The sequence below is a fragment of the Pedobacter sp. AW31-3R genome, assembly GCF_052180285.1.
GTDB lineage: Bacteria > Bacteroidota > Bacteroidia > Sphingobacteriales > Sphingobacteriaceae > Pedobacter.
Genome location: NZ_CP197475.1, coordinates 1128023 through 1151100, shown reverse-complemented (window position 1 = coordinate 1151100; position 23078 = coordinate 1128023). Strand labels below are relative to the sequence as shown.

Below are 23078 nucleotides of genomic sequence, written 5' to 3'. Positions count from 1 at the left end.
TCAATACAGTATACAGAAAAAAAATATAAACGTTTTATGAAACTAACGATACACCCCTTCAGCTTATGCCGTACCCCTATTTTTTCATCTGATGTTAAAATCGAAAAGGTATGGAATGATCTCAAATTATATATTGAAGAAGCATCCCCCGCATTTTTTGATATTATTAAAAATTATAAAAGCGATGAGCTGCAGCTGCTGGAGCCAAAGATAAAATTCACTTTATGGAAGTATTTCAACAGGGCTCAGTTCAGGGCTACGCCATTTGGTAACTTTGCCACCTTCTCCCTTGTTCCGGTAGGTAAAGAAGAGGATACACCAATCATACAAACGGCAGGGCCCGTGACTTACAGGTTCCCCGACTGGTCTGAAAAAGAACAGGTCAATCTTAATCCTGTGTGGTTACTGGAAAATGCGGGGTTCCTGCGTGCCAATACTTCCGCCTATCTATGCAGCAAACAGATCCGCTATATCAGCTTTGTGGAAGGAACATTTGAATTGTCAGAAGTGAACAGCAACAAAATAATTTTAGATACCCTGGCTTACTGCCATACCCCACGCAGGGTAGATGAAATTAAGAATTACCTGGAAAAAGAACACCAGTTGAATGAGGTGACTATCAAGTTTCTTCTGGAACAATTCATTGAATTACAGCTTTTTTTCAGCGACTTCCATCCCAACATTACCGGAAGTGAATATTTTAACCGTATTGGAAGTGTCCACCCCATAAAACACGGAGATTATATCATTGCGGAAAGAAAAGTACACAGGGGCCAGCTCAATGGAAAAAAGCTTCAGGTCCTGGCCGAATTAGCAAATTTCCTCTGTAAACATATACCCTATCGCAAAAATGCTGGTTTGAATGACTTTCGCAACAAATTCCTGGCGAGGTTTGAGCATCAGGCAGTTCCCTTATTAGTCGCCATAGATCCTGAACTGGGTGTAAATTATATGGCTTTTGAACAGGAAAGCGGACAGGATGAATTGGTTGAAGAACTTAAAAAGGAAAGCCTGTCTCAGCAGGTGAATACAGGTCAGCCAATTACAGCCTTATACAAATATATCCTGAATCAGCTGTCCCGGCAGGAAACTATACAACTGGACAACTATAAAGGGATTGAGATCACTCCCCAGGCCACCTTAGCCAATACCACCAGCAGCCTGATTACCTTTTGTGATGATTTGATGGTGACCAGTCAGATCGGAGGGGTTACAGCAAATGCCCTGCTGGGGAGATTTACACTGGTAAGTGAGGAATTAATTCAAAAAGGAAAGGAACTGGTAGAAATTGAAGAACAAGCCAATCCTGATGTCATATTCTTTGATATCGCTTACCAGGCAGAAAAACATGTCGACAACATTAACCGCAGGAAATCATTGTACAAGTATGAGCTTCCGATCTTAACCTGGACAGAAAGCAATCAGGTACTCGATTTAGATGACATTGTACTTTCTGTTACCGGAGAGGAGCTGGTATTGCATTCCATCAAACACCAGAAAAGACTGATCCCAAGACTTGCCTCTGCATACAATTACACGCGTTCCGATCTCACAATTTTCCGTTTTTTGTCAGATTTACAACACCAAAATGTTCATCTCGCCCTAACAGTAAATCCGGAACAAGTCTTGCCTGGGCTCGATTTCTATCCCCGGATACAATACAAAAACCTGGTACTCTCCCCTGCAAAATGGCTGGTTCCATCAGAACTTTGTCATTACAAGGCACTTCCATTCAAGGCACTCAGTTCCTGGCTGGAATCTACAGGTATAGGCCCAAGGAAGTTCTTTAAATGTGGGAATGGTGATCAGATTTTATGTTTTAACACTGATCGTGAAGAAGACCAGGTTTCTTTCCTGAACTACTGCAGGAATAAATCCGAATACTATGTAGAAGAAGCATTTATCCCCGTAAACGCTGTCATCAAGGATGAGGATCAACAGCCTTATTTATCTGAATTTATTGTCACGCTTTCACACCAGCAACAACTCTACACGCCTTATCCCCTAAAGAAAAATGAACTCAGGAAAGCTGGCCAACCTGTACCACAAATGTATTTACCAGGTGGAGAGTGGTTATACGCTGAGATTTATTGCCATGCTTCCCGAAGTAATGCACTTTTACAGTTCAGCATCAAGAGATTCATTGCCGGACTGAATGATAAAATAAAAGAGTGGTTTTTTATCCGCTATAATTCTCCTTCAGATCATATCAGATTAAGATTGAGGCTGAAAGATCCCAAAGATGGGTATGAAGTCATGAACCAGCTTTCTAAAACACTGCAGCCAGATATATTGAGCGGTGTTATAGCAGATTTACAGCTTAAAATATATAAGCGGGAAAATGACAGGTATGGTGCACAACGGATCCATCTGGCAGAAAGCTACTTCTGTATCAACAGTGAACTGGTCATGGACATATTAAAATATAATTTTACCATACCAGAGTTATATGCCATCTCTTTAAAGCTTATCGGTTATATCCTTTGCGGAGCTTCTTACAGCCTGGTACAACAGCTTTCATTAGCAGAGGGGATGGCGTCAGCTTTCGACAGGGAAATGAAAATTGGTGCTGAGGGACACAAAAAGATCAACCAGTCCTACCGGACATTTAACACAGATCACGACAACGGTAAGATCAGGACGATTCCAGAAGAGCAGTTATTAAAAATCCGGGATGCCGCACTGGATGTGATCTCTTCAGCCGATGCGGAAGAAGCGAAGACACTCCTAACTGACTTATTCCATATGCATGTGAACAGGCTTTTTTATGTAGATCAACGCATGCATGAACTCGTGATTTATCACTATCTGACAAAAATGCTGAAGACACGTATAGGGCGGCAAAAAAACATGGATTTACCAAATAGCGAACAAACCAATCGTTAATGAATTGATAATCATAAAATTAATTCATTAACATATACTTGAATTCAACAAATTTATTATTTTTACATAGCGGTAACATGGTGGAGCTGTCGGATATTCTTAGTTGGGCCGCTTAAAAAATGGTTTTATGGATCCTATGAAGATTTTTTTTAACGGTTCATCGCTATTGATGACCACTGTGCAGGCAATTGAAGCCTTTCAGGCTGCCCACCTAAAACACCTGAAGACTAAAACATTAGAGAGTAAAGCATTCATGAAAAAGTCTCTCGATACCGTCCAGGCATTAAAGGCCCAGCTTCTGGAACCTGACCAGGAGGCTGACCGCATTCGTAAGTCATTCCTGGAACAGGCAGTCAAACTGGAAGATAATATACACAAATTGCATAAACAGGATTTATATCCCGACTTGTACAGGGATAGTGAATCCCATTTTATGCTCATGACGGATATCATCAATAGCTTCAAAACCGCATTGGTCACCAAAGGGAGATCAACTCCGATTATTGAACTCTCTTCCACTGTCAGGCCATGGAAAGACCATGGGGTGATTGCTTTCTGCCGGGATGTCAAAAATAACATGTATGAATCTAAATTCGAGAATTGCTGGGATGCGCTTGAGTGGTATGAGAAAAGCAAGACCTCATTAACCTATACATTTGAGATCCTGTCTATTACGGGTAACTTAGGGGATTAAAAAACATAGGGTACCAAAAGAGCTATAGGGCTGTTTCAGCTTTTATCACATCATACTGGTTTTAAACGCCTTAAATTGGAATCATTTAACTGAAATATTTAAAAATGTTTAATTTGAGCTAAATTTAAGAATTCCCCATACTAATTTATATATTTGCGGTCTTGTCTCCGTAGTTCAATGGATAGAATTTTGGTTTCCGGTACCAACGATATGAGTTCGAATCTCGTCGGGGACACTTTTTAATAAAAACCGCCTGACCTTAAAATTATGTCAGGCGGTTTTTTATTGCCTATTTTTATGAAAGTGGTTCAAAAGATAGACCTGGTTATACCTTTCACATTCCGGCTCACATGACAGCAATAACAGTACCCAGGACGAAACCTCAATTTTTAATTGCAGCACCACACAGTGGAGCAGGGAAAACGACAGTCACGTTAGGGATCTTGAACGCATTAACCCAGCGGGGACTGAATGTACAGCCTTTTAAATGCGGTCCTGATTACCTTGACCCAAAGTTGCACACGATGGCCTCCGGACAAAAAAGTATCAATCTGGACAGGTTTATGATGGAGGACAGCCACATTCAGGACATGTATGCCCGTTATGGCAGCAAAGCCGACGTTACGGTCACGGAAGGGGTAATGGGATTGTTTGACGGGGCTGTTAAAATGGAAGGTAGCAGTGCCGACCTCGCCCGGTTACTCCACCTTCCGGTCATCATGGTCATCAATGCCAAAGCCATGGCTTATTCCGTTGCTGCGCTCCTACTGGGTTTTAAAACGCTGTGCACAGACATCCATATCGCCGGGGTAATCTTTAACTTTGTACAACACGAATCACATTACCGGATATTGAAAGAAGCCGCTCAGGATATCGGGATCACCGCATTGGGTTATTTACCAGATCATTCCGGTATACACCTCCCATCCAGACACCTGGGACTCAAAACAGGAATGGAAATAGATCATCAATCGATCATTGAACAGGCAGCGGACCATATCAAACAACATATTGACCTGGAGCTGTTGTTACAGGCGACCAATACCTCATTTCAACCCTTAAATCGTAACCAGGAGCCCATTCCGGATCCAGTAGGGCTCACCCACCCTGTACCAGGTTCCAATAAAAAAAAGCGCCTGCTCATTGCCTATGATGAAGCTTTTAACTTCATCTATCCGGAAAACGTCAGGGCGCTGTCGGCCATTGGAGAAGTGGGTTATTTCAGTCCACTTTCTGACAGTATACTACCTGATGCAGATCTCATCTATTTACCTGGTGGCTATCCTGAATTGCACCTGGAAGCACTATCAGCCAATAAAACCTTAATCAACCAATTGTACGCCTATCACCAGAATGGTGGTAAAATTTTGGCTGAATGTGGGGGGATGATGTACCTCGGAAAATACATTACAGATGAACAGGGAAAAATCTATCCCATGGTCGGATTGCTGGATATGGCAACAGGGATGCAACAAAAGAAGCTATCCATCGGTTACAAACGATTAAATATTGATGGGATAGTATTGCATGGCCATGAGTTTCATTATTCCCGGTTTATAGAAATCGCAGGTTCGGCAACACTACCTGCAGAGGAATTCAGAAGGAGAAAACTTACCGTAAATGAAGAATCAAAAGACAGGATTAAGCCGGTTTTAAGCTCAGACCAGACCGCTGTGAAAGTATGGAATGCCCGCAACGAATTGTTGCAATTACCCGTTTTCAAAACCAAAACTGTCCTGGCAAGTTATTTCCACCTGTATTTTGGAGATAAAATCAATGCTATAGAAAGACTCTTTTTCGACATATAAATCAATAGGTTAGGATAAAAAACATCAGCGAATCAAGGCATATCCACATCAAAATATAGTTACCTCAAAGAACCTTGACTTAATAACATCTCTATACCAATACATAGACATATAAAGAAACCTAAATACATTGATACAAAAAAATTAAAGATATCAATACACAAATAACATAGTCACCATCAAAAGAAGAAACTGCCGGACAGCATATCAGAAGTACCTTTAAAGGTCCTGTTGAAAAGGATGGATCAGGTAAACTATTTCAGTTGTTTATAATAGATGAGTTCATGCCCGGGTAGCAATTCCGGATGAATAATCTTAATCAGATCGGCCAATACCCATTGCGGATTGACCGCACCCGATTCCCAGTAATCATTGGCTCCAATCTCATTGACCTTCTTATTAAAATTGTATACATTTCCATTTTTAAATGGCTTGAAGTCAGCAAAGCGGACATCCCTGCCCGTCATTTCATCCTTCGTATTTACATATCCTATATTCAGCCAATAATCTGCTTTAAGCGCTTCCGGCGCAACAATTTCAAAAGAAAGTGGCAAACTTCCAATTCCCTTCTCCCCGGTCCATTTCGTATAACCGCCAGCATCCTGCAGAAAATGTGTTAAATAACTATTACCCTGGGGCACATACCAGGTGCCTTTAACCGGCATTCCTGTAATGACATGTGGTTTATCTATGGTATTCGCCGCAAGTTTCACCAATCGTTTATACTCAGCTTCAACAGCATTGAATTTCTGGTTCACAAATTCCTCCCTACCAGTTAAAACCCCCATCAGCTTTACCCATTCGGCACGGGCCAATGGCGTACTTTCCAGAAATTCTGAATTCTGAATGACGGGAATCCCTGCCTGGGTCAATACACTAAACCTGTTTGCTTTTGCATGGACATTCCCTACAGCCATCACCAGGTCGGGATGCATCGTCAGCACCAGCTCATTATTCAGGTTGCTTTCCTGCCCGACTTCTTTCACCTTGCCTGACTTAATATTAGCCCTCACAACAGCCGAGCTTGCATATTTCAGGTTCCCCAGACCAATAAGCAACTGTGCTGCCCCGGCAAAATCTATTAATCCGACATGCATGGATGACATGCCTATCACAGACCTTACAGGCGTTTCTATCACCTGCGCAGCAGGAAAACCATCAGGTATAGCTGCCCCCCTTTTAATCAACAAGTACTCGGCGGTATCCATTGACTGGCCCTCATTATGATAGACATTGACCAGGCTGAAGTTTTTGTAATAAAGAATACTAAAGCCTTTTGCATACCTGATAGCTGCTTTTCCAACTGGCGATTCCTTCTTTTGTCCGGCTGAATTCCCCCTGTACAGCTCTTGCTGGCAAGAACTGAATAATAGAGCTACGGACATCAGCAGGCCAGCAATGAATGCCTGTAGAAAGGTTTTATGATCAACGCAGGTAAAAAAGCATCTTTTTCTTATCATGAATATTTAATTTTTCAATAGCGGTCTCATTTTAACAGCATGAGCTTCTTTGTTTTATAACACCAGATTTTTTATAATTTCAGTTGTTCAGTCTGCCTATGATTCGGGAACCTGCAGTATCCCATATCGATTATTAAGAGAGCCTGTTCACTATGGGGGTCAATTGTTCTGCGGAAATATCTTCCAGCGATTGGTATTGCCCACCGAGGGCTGTTGCCAGCGCTTCAGCCTTATCCAACTGTAAATAACCGGAACCGGAATTCAACACCAGGCTTTGGACATTCATCGCTTTTAGCTGCGCAGCAAAAGTAAGCGTCTGGCTCCATGGATCATCGCCAGTCCCTGCTACAGGTACATTTGCCTTTCCGTCGGTAAGGATGACCATGATGGGGTGATAACCTTTTTTACCATCGTACTCCGATAAAAGCCCAATGGCTGTTTGCAGAGCATGGGGCAGGGGTGTTCTCCCGCCTGTTGGTAAATTTCGCATCGCCTCCCTGGCAAGGTCAATACTTTGTGTAGGATCCAGTAAGATCTGTGCCGCTATCCCCCGGAAAGCGATTACCCCTACAGTATCTCTTTTCTCATAGGCTTCCGTTAACAGCTGAAATACGGTTCCTTTGACGGCTTCCATCCTTTTGCTTGCCGCCATGGATCCTGAAGCGTCTACGACAAATAAAATCAGATTACTGGTCTTGCCGGACCGTATTTTATGGTGCAGATCTTCTGCTGAAATGTCAAACTGATCAGGGTTCCTTAAGAGAGCATGAACTACTGTCGCCTCAATAGCAATATCACTGGTATTCCCAACCAGTTCTGCACGTTGATAGCTGCCTCTTTTTACATTCGGAATGACATTCCTCCTGCCTTCCTGAGGACTATCTATCACAGGAACATCCAGGGCCTGAATTTTTGGCAATGCAGCAGTGGACAGACCAGCATTAAAAACCTGCTCCGCTGCACCTTTTTCTTCGCCTTCAGTGCCATTATCCTCAGCTGAACCACAATAATTTTCATCACCGCATTCAGGTTCTGTTCCAGACTGGCGCCCCTGATCAGATTCATTTTCAGTCGCTTTCCCCTCCCCTGTATAACCAGGTGCCTCTTTCTGGCCGGACCGCCCCTTGCTTTCCTGCTCATTTCTTTCAGCCGAAGGCTCAGGATTTTTAATCTTCGGCTCAGGCTGCCCTGCAGTTGTACCAGATTTATTTTGATCAGGTTCTCCATTCTCCCGATGATCTTTGCGGGTATTATTCTTCAATGGCGGTGTGGGGTATCCCGTTTTTTTCCTGCTCCTATGGCTCAGTGCCAACTCAGCGGCTTCCAGTATATCTTCCCTGTTAACTGCTGTACGGTGATGAAGAGCGGCAAGGGTAATTGCTGTTTTATAGACAACGATATCAGCACGAAGACTCCTGACCTCCATCACTGTTGTCAGTTCACTGATTAGGCTGAGCAGGTCATCATCCAGTCTAACCTTAGGAAGTAATTGTTTGGCTTTCAGCAGCTGATGTTGCAAATTTTGCTGACTCAACTCCCAACGGCTCCTGAATACTTCCGGATCAGTCTCAAATGCGATTCTTCTGCGCACCACTTCTGTCCTTTCCGTCACATCTGCAGGGGCTTCCACATGCACCATCAAACCAAACCTGTCCAGAAATTGTGGCCTTAACTGCCCTTCCTCAGGATTCATCGTACCAATGAGTGTGAATCGCGAAGGGTGGCTCAGTGACAAGCCTTCCCGCTCAATCCTGTTTTCTGCCATTGCGGAAACATCCAGCAAGACATCGACCAGGTGATCAGGCAGGAGATTGACCTCATCAATATAAAGTATTCCACGGTGTACCGACGCCAGCAATCCTGGCTGGAATTTCTTCTTTTTTTCTACCAGCACTGCTCCCAGGTCCAGGCTCCCTAAAATACGCTCCTCGGTTGCGCCTAAGGGCAGATTGACAAAGGGCACCTTCACTTGTTCCAGCGTCCTGTCCGGCCGGTTGCAGACCTCACAAATGGTGAGCGGCTTATCTTCAGTACAGTTAAACCTGCACTTTGCTATTCTGGACATTGGCGGGATAATTTCCGCCAATGACCGGGCGGCGGTACTCTTAGCCGTGCCTTTATCTCCCTGAATTAAAAGTCCGCCAATAGCCGGATTAATTGCGCACAACACTAATGCCTTCTTTAGTTTTTCCTGCCCTACTATCGCTGTGAATGGGTAATTCATATTTTATATTCCCGTTTTATGACTCTATCCAGTAATTGATCCAACCTCATTTCTTTCCTCCAGTAAAGTCTCTGTTTTCAGGTAAAGTTCTTTTAATTTATCCAGTATCTCCTTCGGAGCAGACCACATTTCCCGTTTTACAGCTTCCAGTAACCTTTCCGTGATGGCATGTAATGCCCATGGATTACTGTCAGCAAAAAACTCCTGCATTCCAGGATCCAGTGCATACGTTTCAGCGATTTTATCATACATCCAGTCGTCCATAACTTTTGCCGTTGCATCATAACCAAACATATAATCTACCGTGGTTGTCAACTCCAGTCCACCTTTATATCCATGTCTTTTGATGCTTTCCAACCATTTGGGATTAACGACCCTCGACCGGAATACACGCAAAACCTCCTCTTTCAGGTCTCTCACGGTCGACCGGTCAGGGTGCTGCGTATCCCCGAAATAGCTTTTCGGTTGTTTCCCTGTCAGGCTTCTGATAGAAGCAATCATTCCACCATGGAACTGCAGATAATCATCACTGTCAAAGATATCGTGTTCCCTGTTATCCTGATTATGCAGGGCAACTTCCACAGCTGAAAGCCGTTTTTTAAATTCCTCCCTTGCATCCGTACCATTTGTACTTCTGGAATAGGCATAACCACCCCAGTTGATATAGGCAGAAGCAAAATCCGCATCAGTACTCCAGTTCCGTTCCTGGATGAGCTCCAGTATTCCGGCACCATACCCTCCCGGGGGAGAACCGAATATACGGTAGGAAGCTTTTGCTTCCGCTTCTTCAAGGGACAGGTCAGCCGCACTGAACTCCGCGAGGTCTTTCAGATAATGTGACCTGATAAAATTATCCGCTTCCGGCTCCTCTGCTGTCAGTACCAGTTGTACAGCTTCGTCAATCAGGTCGATTAAATGGGGGAAGGCATCGCGGAAAAAACCGCTGATCCTTGTTGTCACGTCTATCCTTGGCCGGTTCAATTCCTCCAGGGAAATCAGTTCGAGTCCTATCACACGCCTGCTCTCCGACTGCCATACTGGTCTGACCCCCAATAATGCCAGAATCTCAGCTACATCATCCCCCTGGGTCCGCATGGCACTGGTTCCCCAGATACTAATCGCCACACTTTTGGGATAAAATCCCTTTTCCCGGAGATGGCGGTCCAGCACTTCCTTTGCCAATTGCTGGCCTACTTTCCATGCTGCCTGAGACGGCAAAGCCCGGGGGTCAACACTGTAAAAATTCCTTCCTGTAGGCAGAATATGTGCCATTCCACGTGTCGGTGCACCACTTGGGCCAGCAGGAATATATCCTCCTGACAGCCCATGCATCAGGTTGTTGATTTCATCATAGGTTTTTCCCAGACTGGGCATTAAGAAATCACAGATATACACCATCACTTTTAGGATGTCCGCAGTACCCGTATCTGGGTAATGCTCCTGGGTTAAGGTAGCAGGTTCAGCATGCCTCCCCGCTTCCCGGCCAAATGTTTGACCAAATGACTGTTCAATATATCTTTTATCGAAATGGCGTGCATACATCAGCTGGAGCAGATGTTTACTCAGTTCATCTATCACCTCCAGCGCATCACTGGCTGTCATTACTGGCCTACCGGCCAGTGCCGTAAAATCCTGCGCTACCTTCTCCAGCCGCTGTCCTTTTTTATCCAGAAGATCGTTGATGTCATACCCAAAAAGTGAAGCCACAGCGGCAGAAAGACCAGGAACCCCAATATTAGACAGCCTGGTTAAAGATTGTAACATATCAATCAGCGCCTCTCCTTCCGGTGCCTGTCCAAGGATATGCAGGCCATTCCTGATCTGTGCGGCGCCCAATTCACAGAGATAACCGTCAATATCCTCAATCAGATGGGCAATATCCTTGCCATCCATCTCGGCAATACTGACCGGAACCCCTTCAGGAGTCATCTCATCGTCCCATTCATGAACATGGTCTCCATGGTCACGTTTAAGCATAGCTGAAAGGTCCTGGTCAAGATTGGTTTGTTTAATCAGGTTCCATATCTGCTGCTGCAACAGCGGTAATTTTGAAGGGTCAAGCGTTTCCACCTGGTAATATTCATCAACCAGCTGGGTCAGCAGGGCAAGCTCTCCGTAACTATCGGCTGAAGTCATTGCCGGAGTCAGGTGGTCGACAACAACAGCATGGGCACGGCGTTTCGCCTGTGCACCTTCACCGGGGTCATTGATAATAAAAGGATAAAAAAGTGGCAGATCAGCCAGAAAAGCATCCGGAAAACAATTTTCAGACAGTCCGATGCTCTTCCCCGGCAGCCACTCCAGGGTACCGTGTTTTCCTACATGGACAATGGCATCTGCTCCCCAGCTACTCCTGAGCCAGCGGTAAAAAGCATGGTAGTGGTGGGTAGGCGCCAGGTCTGGCTGATGGTAGATCGCATCAGTATCCATACCATACCCGCGTGGTGGCTGCAAAGCAACCAGCGCATTCCCGAATTCAATACCTGCAAAAGAAATATGTCCGTTATGGACATAGGATTTTCCCGGGGCATCCCCCCATTGTTTCTCCATTTTATGTTGTAAAGCGATCGGCAGTTCTTTAAACCAATGCTTATATTGATCAAATGACACACTTCCTACAGCATCTTCCAGCTGTTGGGCGCTAAGGTATTGCTCGTCATAGGAACACCTGTTCACCAGGTCATGGATCAGTTGTGTACCGGAAGCAGGCAGGTCACTGATCTGGTATCCTTCAGCCTGCATGGCTTCCAGCATATGCATCAGCGAGGCAGGTGCATCCAAGCCGACAGCATTGCCGATCTGGGAAGCTTTAGTCCCCGAATTCGTGAATACAAAAGCCACTTTTTTAACCTTGTTCGGTAAATGGCGAAGCCTTGAAAAACGAAATGCAAGTCCCGCCACCCGGTCAGTACGGTCTTCAAGCGATTCATAACCATGGGCTTCCCTCCCCTTCTCTTTAAAAGATACAGGAACGGTGATGATACGCCCGTCGAACTCCGGAATAGCCACATTCATTGCCGTATCCAGCGGATTTAATCCCCTGGGAGATGACTCCCATGCCCCGCGCCCCATACCACTGGTAATCGCCTGCAGGATAGGGACATTTAATTGATTAAGGATACCATTACCTGTATGTATAGCATTGGCATCCTGCATGGCGAAAGACACCGTATTGACCAATACATCTATGATAGTCTGCTGTCCATCCCTGAAAAAACTGAAAGCTGCCGGCCATTCCGAATCTGCTTCCATTGATTTTAAGGAAGCCGTATACACAGGCAATACATTCAGGTCACGATCTTCCATCGACCTGATCAGCGCATCTACAAATGCTGTATTTCCGCTCATGTAATGGGCCCGGTAAAAGGTGATTCCGATACTTGCAAAATCAGGATTCCTTCTGGACAGCCAATCGGCTATAGTTGCATTTTCCGGCAGGTCGGGATGATATATTCCATGCTGAGGCAATGTTACAGGCCGATCAAAGCCAAAACCTGTCATCAACAAACGGTCTGACAGGAAATGTAGAAGAGAAACCATATTGACATGTCCCCCGGCATCCAGATAATCCAGTGTTTCCTGTAAGATGGAGGGATCAACAGTAGAAGCTGCGGCATATTCCGGATTAAAGTCATTGGTTCCGCTAATGATCATCAGCTGCTGGCCTTGTGCCTGTGCCCGCTGTACGAGTTCAGAAAATCCAGGAATACTACTTGGCCGGCCTAAAATCCGGAGGAGAATAATCTTCGCTCCCGCGATTTCCCTTTCCAGCAGCTGCAACATATGTGCTTCTGTTTTTACGGCGAGCAGGTTAATCCCCAATGTTCTGGGGAAGTCTTCCGGCAGCGACTGGAGGGCACGGTGGAGGGTCAGCAGATCGGTATCTGCATGGCTTAAAAAGACAATGCCTTCCTTCGCCTGTTCAGCTGGTGCTGACAAACCTGGTGCTTCCGGACCTTTCCAGGTATAAAACTGAAAAACATATTCATTCAGCTCTGCCGGAGGTACCAGAAAACCGTCGGCATGAACCATGCTGTCAATATAATCGAAAATGGCCAGAACCTGCCAATCGCTGTTGATGGAATGAAACCATACTGAACGACCGTCAAACAAAAGCGTCACGACATTGGCCAGTGTACAGGGGCCCAGACAGCCCCCTTTGGTCATGTGTACCACATTACGCAGTTTCCGGCGCAACCATTCCCCCTTGTACAAATCGACCGGAACAGCGCTGTACCCCTTATCGGTCCTTCCGCAACAGCAGGCATTGTAACAATAGGAAAGGTGGCCTCTCCGTTGCACGAGGTTAATCGCTTTACCATCTGCTCTTGTTACACGTTGCCTCTTAATTTCAGCCATTGTTCTTGAATTGATTAAAGTCCGGGACCGGCACTGGCCAAAAGTATTAAGAATTTCATTGCCATTCACGAATAAAAAAGAGGATAACCTGAATTACAGGTTCATCCTCTTTTTGTGTGATCATTACAGCCCTGGTCAAAAATATACGGCGGTTTTGCAAAAAACAGGCTCTATCTTAAGCCGCAGGTTCAGCTGTATTTGCGGCAATCAATTTTTCCTGTTTTAGTTCTTTCCAGAAATCTGAGTTGATTTTAGCCTTCATTGAGTCTGCATTCTGCTTTGCCTGTTCTGCTGTCCTTGCTCCCGGAATAACCGCAGCCACACATGCCGGAGCTGCAGAAAACTGAAGGGCTGCCGTGCGCAGGTCTGTACCGTGTGCCTTGGCAATAGCTTCCATCCTTGTTCTCTTTTCCATGTAACCTGCCGGCATTTTACCCCTGTAATCATAGCGGTCTACCCCAGCCAGAAACCCCGCATTTAACGGGGCACCAACTACAACAGCTGCTTTTTTCCTCTCAATTGCAGGAAACAGACGGTTCAATGCATCCTCATGGTACATCATTGAATATTGCGTTGCTGAAAGAAAAATATCTGCATCTGCCACTTCCAGTGTCTTCAGTATCGGTTCTATGGTATTCACCCCCAGTCCCCAGCCTTTGATCAGCCCTTCTTCACGCATCCTGGTCAATTCAGGCATGGCCCCCTTTCTTGCAATTTCAAACTGCTGCAGCCAGTTTTTCCCCAGGTCTCCATTATCTTCGGAAAGATCATGGATATACACAATATCCAGACTATCGATGCCAAGGCGCTGTAAACTGTCTTCTACCGAACGGCGAACACCACTGGCCGTATAATCATAACTATGGATAAAAGGCGAAGGATTGACCCATAATGCCTTAGGTGGGGTTTTTGTGGCTTTCAGGACACGACCGACTTTGGTAGAAATCACATACTCCTCACGCTTCTGCCCATGCAGGAAATGCCCGAAACGACGTTCGCTCAAACCCAGTCCGTACCATGGCGACGTATCGAAATACCTTACTCCTGCATTCCAGGACGCTTCCAGCGCTGCCTCTGCCTCTTTCTCAGTTGTAGGTTTAAACCCATTTCCTATCGCCACACCACCCAATCCAAAATTCACATTGGGTTTATAGTGAACTCCATCGGTTTTATCCATTTCTACTGAAGGAACTGCTGAACCTGCTTCTACCGGCAAATCTGCCGCAAAAGCAGGGATAATTGGGGTAAGGGCTACTGCTGCGGCACCAACCACAGCGTTTGAGATAAAGTTTCTTCTGTTAATCATAGCATCTGAATAGTAATTGTAAAACAGTAGAAGCTCCAAAAATCGTGCTAAGAACAGGCTACTTGATATTCATACCAATATTGTTGCATGGAATTGGGGAGTAAATCAGCTGCTCCCTTAATCTGCCATTGAATATGGTCATATTCTTTAATATTCAAAAAAAAAACCATGTAACGAACTACTTACATATGAAAACCACATTAAATTATGGTTCTAAAGGCAATTAAACTGCGTAGTCCGATGATATTTCATATCCATTACTTCTTACAATTGTTTTTTATCACTAAATTGCATGCCATTAACTATTCCTGAACTGTATTCTCAGTAAGAGCAGCACATGCAATTGCTTTTCGGGCAAATCTGGCCTAGAAAAACGGCTGAACATGCTCGAAACGACTTTATCTTTTAGATAACTCCTATAAAACACGACTAATGTTGAATTCATGATTAAAATGAAGGAAACAGACTTATCGTATAATCAATTAAAACATACAAATAAACGATGGAACCATCATGCACCTGCCACTAAAAAAATAGCAATGAATAGGCATGGTAGCTTCATCACCATTAAACCGCCGAAGGCAGCTTGAGGGCCAAAGCAACAATAAAAACTACTAAAAAATCAATTATATTCTAATGAAAAAACTCAATTTGATAGCACTGGTGCTTATAGGAGCCAGTTATCATTCATTTGCACAACAGCGCCCGGCAAAAGGGAAAAATAAAGGGAAGACACCTGTCGCTGCTGTAGCACCCGGAGCAAATCCAAATGCGGTCAACCGTCCACCATCGGGTCCCGGACCAAGGCCTTATGCAGAAATCATCACTGCCAAAGCAAAAACAGAAAACGGATTATTTAAAGTACACAAAATAGAGGAACGTTATTTCTTCGAAATTCCTGACTCCCTGCTGGGCAGAGCAATCCTGACGGTAAACAGGATCAGTAAAGCAGCAGCAGGCAACCGTGCAAATATGTCCGGTTATGGTGGCGACCAGATCGGTGACAATGTGATTTCATTCGAAAAAGGCCCATCGAACAAATTGTTCCTGAAAAGTCTTTCTTATGGAGAGCGCTCCACCGATACGACAGCACAGGGATTGTACAAATCGGTCATGAACTCTAACGTTCAGCCTCTGGTAGCCTCATTTGAAATCAAAGCCTTTGCCAAAGACTCGGTATCGGGAGCAAAAGGTACAGTCATTGATGTAACAGAATACATGAACAGTGACAATGATATTTTCTTTTTTGACCCGAGTGCAAAAAGAGGATTATCATTGGGTGGGATGATGCCCGACCGCAGTTACATCACAGAAATTAAGTCGCACCCGACAAACATTGAGATCAGAACGGTAAAAACCTACTCCAAATCACCGACACAGATGATGTCTGGTGCTGGCGGACCTGGTGGCGGTGGCGGCGGGAATCCCACCCCTGCAACCTATGAACTGAACAGCTCAATGATCTTACTTCCTGCCGATGAAATGAAACCAAGGTTCTTTGATCCGCGTGTAGGTTACTTCGCAGCAGGGTATGTTGATTTTGATTCCAACCCCCAGGGAATAAAAGACCTGAACATGATCACCCGCTGGCGTTTAGAACCGAAGGATGAAGACATCGAGAAATATAAAAAAGGTGAACTCGTAGAACCTAAAAAACAAATTGTATTCTATATCGATCCTGCGACCCCAAAAAAATGGGTTCCTTACCTGATCCAGGGTGTAAACGACTGGCAGGTGGCTTTCGAAAAGGCCGGATTTAAAAATGCTATTGTTGCGAAAGAAGCACCGAATGATCCTTCCTGGAGTATTGACGATGCAAGGCATAATGTCATTGTGTATAAACCTTCATCCATTCCAAATGCAAGCGGACCGCACGTGCATGATCCGCGTACCGGAGAAATTCTGGAAACCCATGTCAACTGGTACCACAATATCATGCTGTTGTTAAGGAACTGGTATTTCATTCAGGCTTCAGCAATTGATCCGGAGGCCAGAAAGATGAAATTTGATGATAAACTTATGGGTGAACTCATCCGCTTTGTTTCTTCACATGAAGTTGGCCACACTTTAGGCTTACGCCATAACTTTGGTTCTTCAGCAACCGTTCCTGTAGAGAAACTGCGTGATAAACAATGGGTAGAGAAAAACGGACATACGCCATCTATCATGGACTATGCACGTTTCAACTATGTTGCCCAACCGGAAGACGGGATCACTGCCAAAGGTATTTATCCAAGAATCGGTGATTATGACATGTGGGCAATAGAATGGGGCTACAGATGGATGCCACAATTTAAAACACCACAGGAAGAAGAAGCCTATTCCAACAAGACCATCATCAGCCGTCTGGCAGCCAACAAACGCCTGACTTTTGGTACGGAAAGCGATCCCAATGATCCGCGTAACCAGAATGAAGATCTTGGTGACAATGCCATGCTTGCTTCTGCCTACGGCATAAAAAACCTGAAACGTATCCTGCCCAACATTATCAAATGGACAAAAGAACCAAATGAAGGTTATGACAATGCCAAAACGATGTATACTGAATTGATTGGTCAGTATGGCAGGTACATGGGACATGTAGTCAAAAATGTCGGTGGTGTATACACAACGCCTCATACAGTTGAGCAAAGTGGTGCGACCTTCCAGGCAGTACCTTTCGCAAAACAGAAAGAAGCCATGACCTTCTTACATGTTCAGTTATTTACTACACCAAGCTGGTTAATTAATAAAGCATTGCTGCAGCAGATCGGCGTGAATCCGACAGATGCCTTTCAGAACATACAGACTGGTGTATTAAGCAGATTATTAAACGCGGCTACCATCGGTAAACTGATCAATGCAGAGGAAATGAACGGAGCAAAAGCTTACACTGCAGTGAACCTGTTTTCAGATCTGAAGACCAGCATCTGGTCAGAATTATATACGCATAAAACAATCGATGTTTATAGAAGAAATCTTCAGAAAGCCTATGTTGCTTCTTTAAGCAGATTAGTTGCACCTGCAGCTGCACCATCAGGCCAGGGTATGGGAATGCCGGGTATGAGGGCTGCAGCAGATCCAACAGCTTCTGATGTGTCGAGTATAAGTCGCGCACAGCTGAATGTACTGGCTAAAGATATCCGTGCCGCAATTCCTGCCGCTACAGGAATGAGCAAATATCACCTGCAGGATTTACAGGTACGTATCAATGATATTTTGAAAGGTAAATCATAAAGATTAGTTTCATAAGCGCTAAATTAGCGCTTATGAAACCTACCCTTAACATTGAATACTGTCCCAAATGTGGCTGGATGCTGCGATCAGCCTATATGGCTCAGGAGTTACTGACTACATTTACCGATGAACTACATGGTGTGTTGTTACAACCCAGTGAAACAGGTGGTTCTTTTATCATCAGTATTGACGGGGTCACCGTGTTCGACAGAAAAGATAAAGGTCGCTTTCCGGAAATTAAGGAACTCAAGCAACTTGTCCGCGATGTGATTAGTCCGGATAAAAATCTGGGACATTCTGACAAACCTGTTCATCATGCTGATGGAACAGCCCCATCAGCATCCTGACAACCGGAGCATTGCAGATCAAATTCATGATATAAAAAACAGGCTGATCAATCATGATCAGCCTGTTTTTTTGTTCTGAAGTATATCCTTCAAAAACAATTAAATTTTCAGCATCCGATACTTGATCACCGGAACGCTTCAGTATAATTGATTTTTACTTCAGCGTGAATTTCACTTTAGTTCTGATGTCTGTAGAAGAAGCACCGATAAGGGCTTCGAAATCACCAGCCTCAGCAACCCATTCATGTTTGTCTGCATCAAAGAAGCTCAATGCAGCCTTATCAATTGTAAAAGTCAGCGTTTTCTCTTCTCCAGGGTTTAGTACCGTTTTTTCGAATCCTTTTAACTCTTTAACAGGTCTTGGAACAGAAGATTTCAGATCACTGATATAAAGCTGGGCAACTTCGGCGCCTAATTTCTTACCTGTATTTTTAACTTTCACGGAAAAAGTGATTTTATCTGAAGCAGACATACTGCTTTTATCAGCCGTTACTTTACCATATTGAAATGTAGTATAGCTCAATCCGTGGCCGAAACTAAACAATGGTTTTACTTTATGCTTGTCAGCCCAACGGTAACCTACAAAAATTCCCTCGTTATATTTCACTTCATCTTTGCCTGGAAATTCACCTAAAGCATGTGCACCATTGTCTGCCAGTTTTACCGGGAACGTAAAAGTCAGTTTTCCTGAAGGATTCACATCACCAGCCAGTACCGCAGCCAGGGCATTTCCTGCTTCTGTACCTAAAAACCAGCCCTGTACAATGCCTGGTACTTCTTTCACCCATGGCATCGCCACTGCATTACCGGAAATATTCACATACACCAGGTTTTTATTCACTTTAAGCAACTCAGTAATCAGTTTATCCTGTTCGTAGGGAAGACCTAAACTCAAACGGTCCATGCCCTCTGCATCCTGGTTATCACTTTTGTTTAATCCACCAATAAAGATCACCATATCTGCATTTTTAGCAGCGTCACGTGCCTCAGCCAACAGTTCTGCAGCAGAGCGTTTTTCCGATAAATCCTGACCGGAATTGACACCATTGTAACTGCCGGAAGGATCTCCGACATATCCGCGTGCATATACAATTTTAGCCTTGCTGCCGAATCTCTCCTTTAGTCCATCAAGCGGTGAGACTTCATATTTAACTTTTAACGAAGAACTTCCGCCACCTACAGTCATCATTTTGATGGCATTTTCACCAATTACAGCTATTTTCTTCGTCTTGTTCAAGTCAATCGGCAGGATATTGTTTTTATTCTGAAGCAGTACGATTCCTTCCTCTGCAATCCTGCGGCCTGCCATGGCATGCGCTTCTGTTCCGAATGATCCATAAGGCTTAGCATTGTTCATCGTGGTACGGAAAGCAAGGCGCAGGATACGGCGTACTTTATCATCAAGTTCTGTTGTCCCTACTTCGCCGGATTTGATCAGTTTCAGGTATGGATCGGCCAGATAATAGTTGTCATAAGCATTGCTTTTTCCAACAGAAAGTCCATCAGTCCATGTACCAAACTCCATGTCCATACCATTGAAAATCGCTTCTTTGGTATTGGTTACCCCACCCCAATCGGCTACGACAGCGCCTTCAAATCCCCATTCGCCTTTAAGGATTTTTTTCAGGAGTACTTCATTCTGACAGGCCTGCTGACCATTGTAGCGGTTATATGCCCCCATAATGGTCCAGGCATCTCCTTCCTGCACCGCAGCTTTAAAAGCCGGCAGGTAAATTTCATACAATGCACGGTCATCTACCACCACATTCACTTTATGGCGGTTTGTCTCCTGGTTATTTAAAGCGAAGTGTTTTACACATGCAGCAACACCATTTTGCTGAACCCCCTGAATATAGGGAACCACCATTTTTGAAGACAGGAATGGATCTTCCCCCATGTATTCGAAATTACGGCCATTCAGCGGACTGCGGTAGATATTCACCCCAGGGCCCAGCAATACATTTTTATTGCGGTACCGAGCTTCTTCTCCTATCGATTTACCATAAAGCAAAGCCATCTCTTTATTCCAGGTAGCAGAAAGGCAGGTCAATGCCGGAAAGGCAATACAGGAATCATTCGTCCATCCTGCCTGCGTCCATTCATCCCACAATACTTCAGGACGGATGCCGTGCGGACCATCGGTCATCCAGAATTCAGGAATCCCCAGACGTGGAACCCCGGAAGAACTAAATTTCGACTGCGCATGGCACATCGCCACTTTTTCCTCTACAGTCATCCTTGACAGGGCATCTTCCACACGCGCCTGGATAGGTTTTGTATCGTCTAAATAAACTGGTTTATCCTGGGCCTGTGTACCAAAAGCGCCCATCACCAGCAGCATCGTCACTAATCTGATTTTTCTCAACATAATTTTATAGAATAACTTATTGTAATACAAATCTGGCAGACTTCAGATCACGGCTGTTGCCACCGATCATCAGTTCAAATTCTCCGGCTTCAAAGGCGTAATCGAGTTTTGAATTATAAAACTTCAATAATTCAGGACTTACCTTAAAGCTTACGGTTTTAGTCTCCCCGGCTTTTAAACTGATCTTTTCAAAGCCCTTCAGTTCTTTTACCGGTCTTGTAGTGCTGGCCACCAGATCACGGATATACAGCTGAACCGTCTCTGCTCCAGCTGCTTCTCCGGTATTTTTAACCGTTACGGAAGCCGTAATTTCTCCTTTATCAGTCATCGACTTCTCACTCAGCTGAATATCTCCATAAGTAAACTGTGTATAGCTCAATCCATATCCAAAAGGATACAGCGGTGCATTTTTTTCATCCAGGTAATTGCTGCGGAATTTTTCAAACCCATTGTCAGCTGCCGGACGGCCTGTAGGATAATGATTGTAATAGAGCGGGATCTGGGCTACACTGCGCGGGAAGGTAGAAACCAGTTTTCCACTTGGGTTCACCGCTCCGAAAAGAACATCACCAATGGCATAAGCCGCTTCACTTCCACCGAACCACACATTCAGAATGGCAGGGACATTTTCATTTTCCCATACCAGGGTTAAAGGACGTCCGGTAAAAAGAACCAGTACTACAGGTTTCCCTGTTTTCAATAATGCTTTTAACAATCGCTGCTGGACCTCCGGAATGCCGATATCGGTACGGCTGCTGGACTCGCCACTCATTTCTGAAGATTCCCCCATTGCAGCAACAATCACATCTGCCTGTCCGGCTATTTTAAGCGCTTCTGCCTGAAGTTCTTCATCTGTACGTTGGTCGCGGTTAAGGCTGCGCCCAAATAAAGTAGAATTTGCTTCCAGTGTAGCATCTGTCGTCAGGTTACTTCCTTTCGCATATAAGATTGCAGCATCCTTTCCGGCAACTGATTTTAATCCTTCCAGCACTGTAGCGGGAGCATCCAGTTTCGCTGCCACACTCCAGGTTCCCGGCATATTTGAACGGGTATCCGCCAAAGGGCCGATCAGGGCAATAGTTTGTTTTTTTGCTAAAGGAAGCAGGTTATTTTGGTTTTTCAGGAGCACAAAGCTCTCTGCTGCCGTTTTGCGTGCAATGGCACGGTTTGCTTTGGTGTAAATGTCCTTCTTTGCACGGGAGGCATCACAATATTTGTAGGGATTTGCAAATAATCCCAGTTTATATTTTGCTTCCAGAATACGACGGCAGGCAATATTGACCTTTTCCTCCTGAACCTTATTTTCCGCCACAGATTTTTTCAATGTGGACAGAAAGCCTTCACTTACCATATCCATATCCAGGCCTGCATTCAGTGCAAGTGCAGAAACCGTCTGCATATCACCCAGGCCATGTGCCTGCATTTCTGCAATACCACCAAAATCTGCTACGGTGAACCCGTTAAACTTCCATTGATCCCTCAGGACATCAGTCAGCAACCATTTATTACCATGAGCAGGAACACCATCCACCACATTAAATGAGGCCATTAAACTACCTGCTCCGGCATCTATAGCAGCCTGATAAGGGTAAAGGTAATCATTGAACATCCGCAGGTGGCTCATGTCCACCGTATTGTAATCTCTTCCTCCTTCTGCAGCACCATAAAGTGCAAAATGTTTCACACAAGCCAGGATATTACTTTTCTCAGAAAAGGAATTGTCTTTTCCCTGGTAACCTCTCACCATCGCCTGTGCAATCTTTCCACCCAGGAAAGGATCTTCCCCGCTACCTTCTGATACGCGGCCCCAGCGGGGATCTCTGGCAATGTCCACCATCGGACTGAAGGTCCAGCAAATCCCATCTGCACTAGCTTCAGTTGCGGCGATACGTGCAGATTCTTCAATAGCATCAATATTCCAGGAACAGGCAATACCCAATGGAATTGGAAAAACAGTTTCGTAACCGTGTACCACATCCATCGCAAATAACATCGGGATCTTAAGGCGGCTTTCCTCAACGGCAATACGTTGAATTTCCCTGATCTTATCCACTCCTTTAATGTTGAACATTCCGCCAACCAGGCCCTTCCTGATATTTCCACTGATATTGCTGTTTTTACTCAGTCCGGTAATAATATCACCTTCGCTCGGAAGATTCAATTGTCCAACCTTTTCTTCGAATGTCATTTTATTCATCAGGTTAGTGATGAACTTATCCATTTTGGGATCTTTTGTTTTTTGCTGTGCATTCAGGGAAATCATGAATGCAAAGACAAAAATGAATGTCAATACCTTTTTCATACTTGTTCTATTTGATCTGCATACAGCTTGCCTGCTGTATCAGGATTTGTGCGATGACGGAAATCCCGTTGCAAAACTAAAAGGTTATCCGCGATCTGAAATTGCTGA

Annotated in this window: 11 protein-coding genes and 1 tRNA gene; 6 read left to right on the top strand and 6 right to left on the bottom strand. The window is 44.6% G+C overall.

Annotated elements, in window-relative coordinates:
- Positions 1 to 36 precede the first annotated feature (36 nt).
- From ACSBL2_RS04770 to ACSBL2_RS04755, 4 genes are all read left to right on the top strand, one after another.
- The gene (locus ACSBL2_RS04770; RefSeq protein ID WP_442590522.1) at positions 37 to 2886 is read left to right on the top strand and encodes a thiopeptide-type bacteriocin biosynthesis protein; all 2850 of its coding nucleotides are present in this window, start codon (positions 37 to 39) and stop codon (positions 2884 to 2886) included.
- 136 nt (positions 2887 to 3022) lie between these two features.
- Entirely contained in the window at positions 3023 to 3580 is a 558-nt protein-coding gene (locus ACSBL2_RS04765) for a hypothetical protein (protein WP_442590521.1), read from the top strand.
- 163 nt (positions 3581 to 3743) lie between these two features.
- Positions 3744 to 3815: transfer RNA gene (locus ACSBL2_RS04760), tRNA-Arg, on the top strand.
- 115 nt (positions 3816 to 3930) lie between these two features.
- Positions 3931 to 5388: a cobyrinate a,c-diamide synthase gene (locus ACSBL2_RS04755; RefSeq protein WP_442590520.1), complete on the top strand. Its 1458-nt coding sequence runs from the start codon at positions 3931 to 3933 to the stop codon at positions 5386 to 5388.
- Positions 5389 to 5642: 254 nt separating this feature from the next.
- On the opposite strand, the gene ACSBL2_RS04750 is transcribed toward ACSBL2_RS04755, so the two are convergent.
- The 4 genes from ACSBL2_RS04750 to ACSBL2_RS04735 all read right to left on the bottom strand — a co-directional run bounded on the left by ACSBL2_RS04750 (position 5643) and on the right by ACSBL2_RS04735 (position 14737).
- Positions 5643 to 6848, bottom strand: coding sequence for an ABC transporter substrate-binding protein (locus ACSBL2_RS04750; protein WP_442590519.1), 1206 nt, complete (start codon positions 6846 to 6848; stop codon positions 5643 to 5645).
- Positions 6849 to 6981: 133 nt separating this feature from the next.
- On the bottom strand, positions 6982 to 9072 hold the full coding sequence (locus ACSBL2_RS04745) for a magnesium chelatase subunit D family protein (RefSeq protein WP_442590518.1): 2091 nt from the start codon (positions 9070 to 9072) through the stop codon (positions 6982 to 6984).
- A 24-nt stretch (positions 9073 to 9096) separates the two neighbouring features.
- A complete protein-coding gene (locus ACSBL2_RS04740) occupies positions 9097 to 13431 on the bottom strand; it encodes a cobaltochelatase subunit CobN (protein WP_442590517.1) in 4335 nt (1444 codons plus the stop codon).
- A gap of 175 nt (positions 13432 to 13606) precedes the next feature.
- Entirely contained in the window at positions 13607 to 14737 is a 1131-nt protein-coding gene (locus ACSBL2_RS04735) for an aldo/keto reductase (RefSeq protein WP_442590516.1), read from the bottom strand.
- Between the two features lie 636 nt (positions 14738 to 15373).
- Here ACSBL2_RS04735 and ACSBL2_RS04730 point away from each other — a divergent pair.
- Entirely contained in the window at positions 15374 to 17953 is a 2580-nt protein-coding gene (locus ACSBL2_RS04730; RefSeq protein ID WP_442590515.1) for a zinc-dependent metalloprotease, read from the top strand.
- 32 nt (positions 17954 to 17985) lie between these two features.
- Positions 17986 to 18300: a SelT/SelW/SelH family protein gene (locus ACSBL2_RS04725; RefSeq protein ID WP_442590514.1), complete on the top strand. Its 315-nt coding sequence runs from the start codon at positions 17986 to 17988 to the stop codon at positions 18298 to 18300.
- A 154-nt stretch (positions 18301 to 18454) separates the two neighbouring features.
- Here the strand turns inward: ACSBL2_RS04725 and ACSBL2_RS04720 are convergent, their stop codons facing one another.
- The gene (locus ACSBL2_RS04720) at positions 18455 to 20668 is read right to left on the bottom strand and encodes a glycoside hydrolase family 3 C-terminal domain-containing protein (protein ID WP_442590513.1); all 2214 of its coding nucleotides are present in this window, start codon (positions 20666 to 20668) and stop codon (positions 18455 to 18457) included.
- Between the two features lie 16 nt (positions 20669 to 20684).
- Positions 20685 to 22970 carry a beta-glucosidase BglX gene (gene bglX / locus ACSBL2_RS04715; RefSeq protein ID WP_442590512.1) on the bottom strand — a complete coding sequence of 762 codons (2286 nt, stop codon included), beginning with the start codon at positions 22968 to 22970 and terminating at the stop codon, positions 20685 to 20687.
- Positions 22971 to 23078: the final 108 nt, after the last annotated feature.

Excerpts from the sequence above, each read along its gene's own strand:
- ACSBL2_RS04725 (WP_442590514.1), top strand. The coding sequence starts at position 17,986 with ATGAAACCTACCCTTAACATTGAATACTGTCCCAAATGTGGCTGGATG.
- ACSBL2_RS04730 (WP_442590515.1), top strand. The coding sequence starts at position 15,374 with ATGAAAAAACTCAATTTGATAGCACTGGTGCTTATAGGAGCCAGTTAT.
- bglX (WP_442590512.1), bottom strand. The coding sequence starts at position 22,970 with ATGAAAAAGGTATTGACATTCATTTTTGTCTTTGCATTCATGATTTCC.
- ACSBL2_RS04735 (WP_442590516.1), bottom strand. The coding sequence starts at position 14,737 with ATGATTAACAGAAGAAACTTTATCTCAAACGCTGTGGTTGGTGCCGCA.
- ACSBL2_RS04720 (WP_442590513.1), bottom strand. The coding sequence starts at position 20,668 with ATGTTGAGAAAAATCAGATTAGTGACGATGCTGCTGGTGATGGGCGCT.
- ACSBL2_RS04765 (WP_442590521.1), top strand. The coding sequence starts at position 3,023 with ATGAAGATTTTTTTTAACGGTTCATCGCTATTGATGACCACTGTGCAG.
- ACSBL2_RS04740 (WP_442590517.1), bottom strand. The coding sequence starts at position 13,431 with ATGGCTGAAATTAAGAGGCAACGTGTAACAAGAGCAGATGGTAAAGCG.
- ACSBL2_RS04750 (WP_442590519.1), bottom strand. The coding sequence starts at position 6,848 with ATGATAAGAAAAAGATGCTTTTTTACCTGCGTTGATCATAAAACCTTT.
- ACSBL2_RS04745 (WP_442590518.1), bottom strand. The coding sequence starts at position 9,072 with ATGAATTACCCATTCACAGCGATAGTAGGGCAGGAAAAACTAAAGAAG.
- ACSBL2_RS04770 (WP_442590522.1), top strand. The coding sequence starts at position 37 with ATGAAACTAACGATACACCCCTTCAGCTTATGCCGTACCCCTATTTTT.
- ACSBL2_RS04755 (WP_442590520.1), top strand. The coding sequence starts at position 3,931 with ATGACAGCAATAACAGTACCCAGGACGAAACCTCAATTTTTAATTGCA.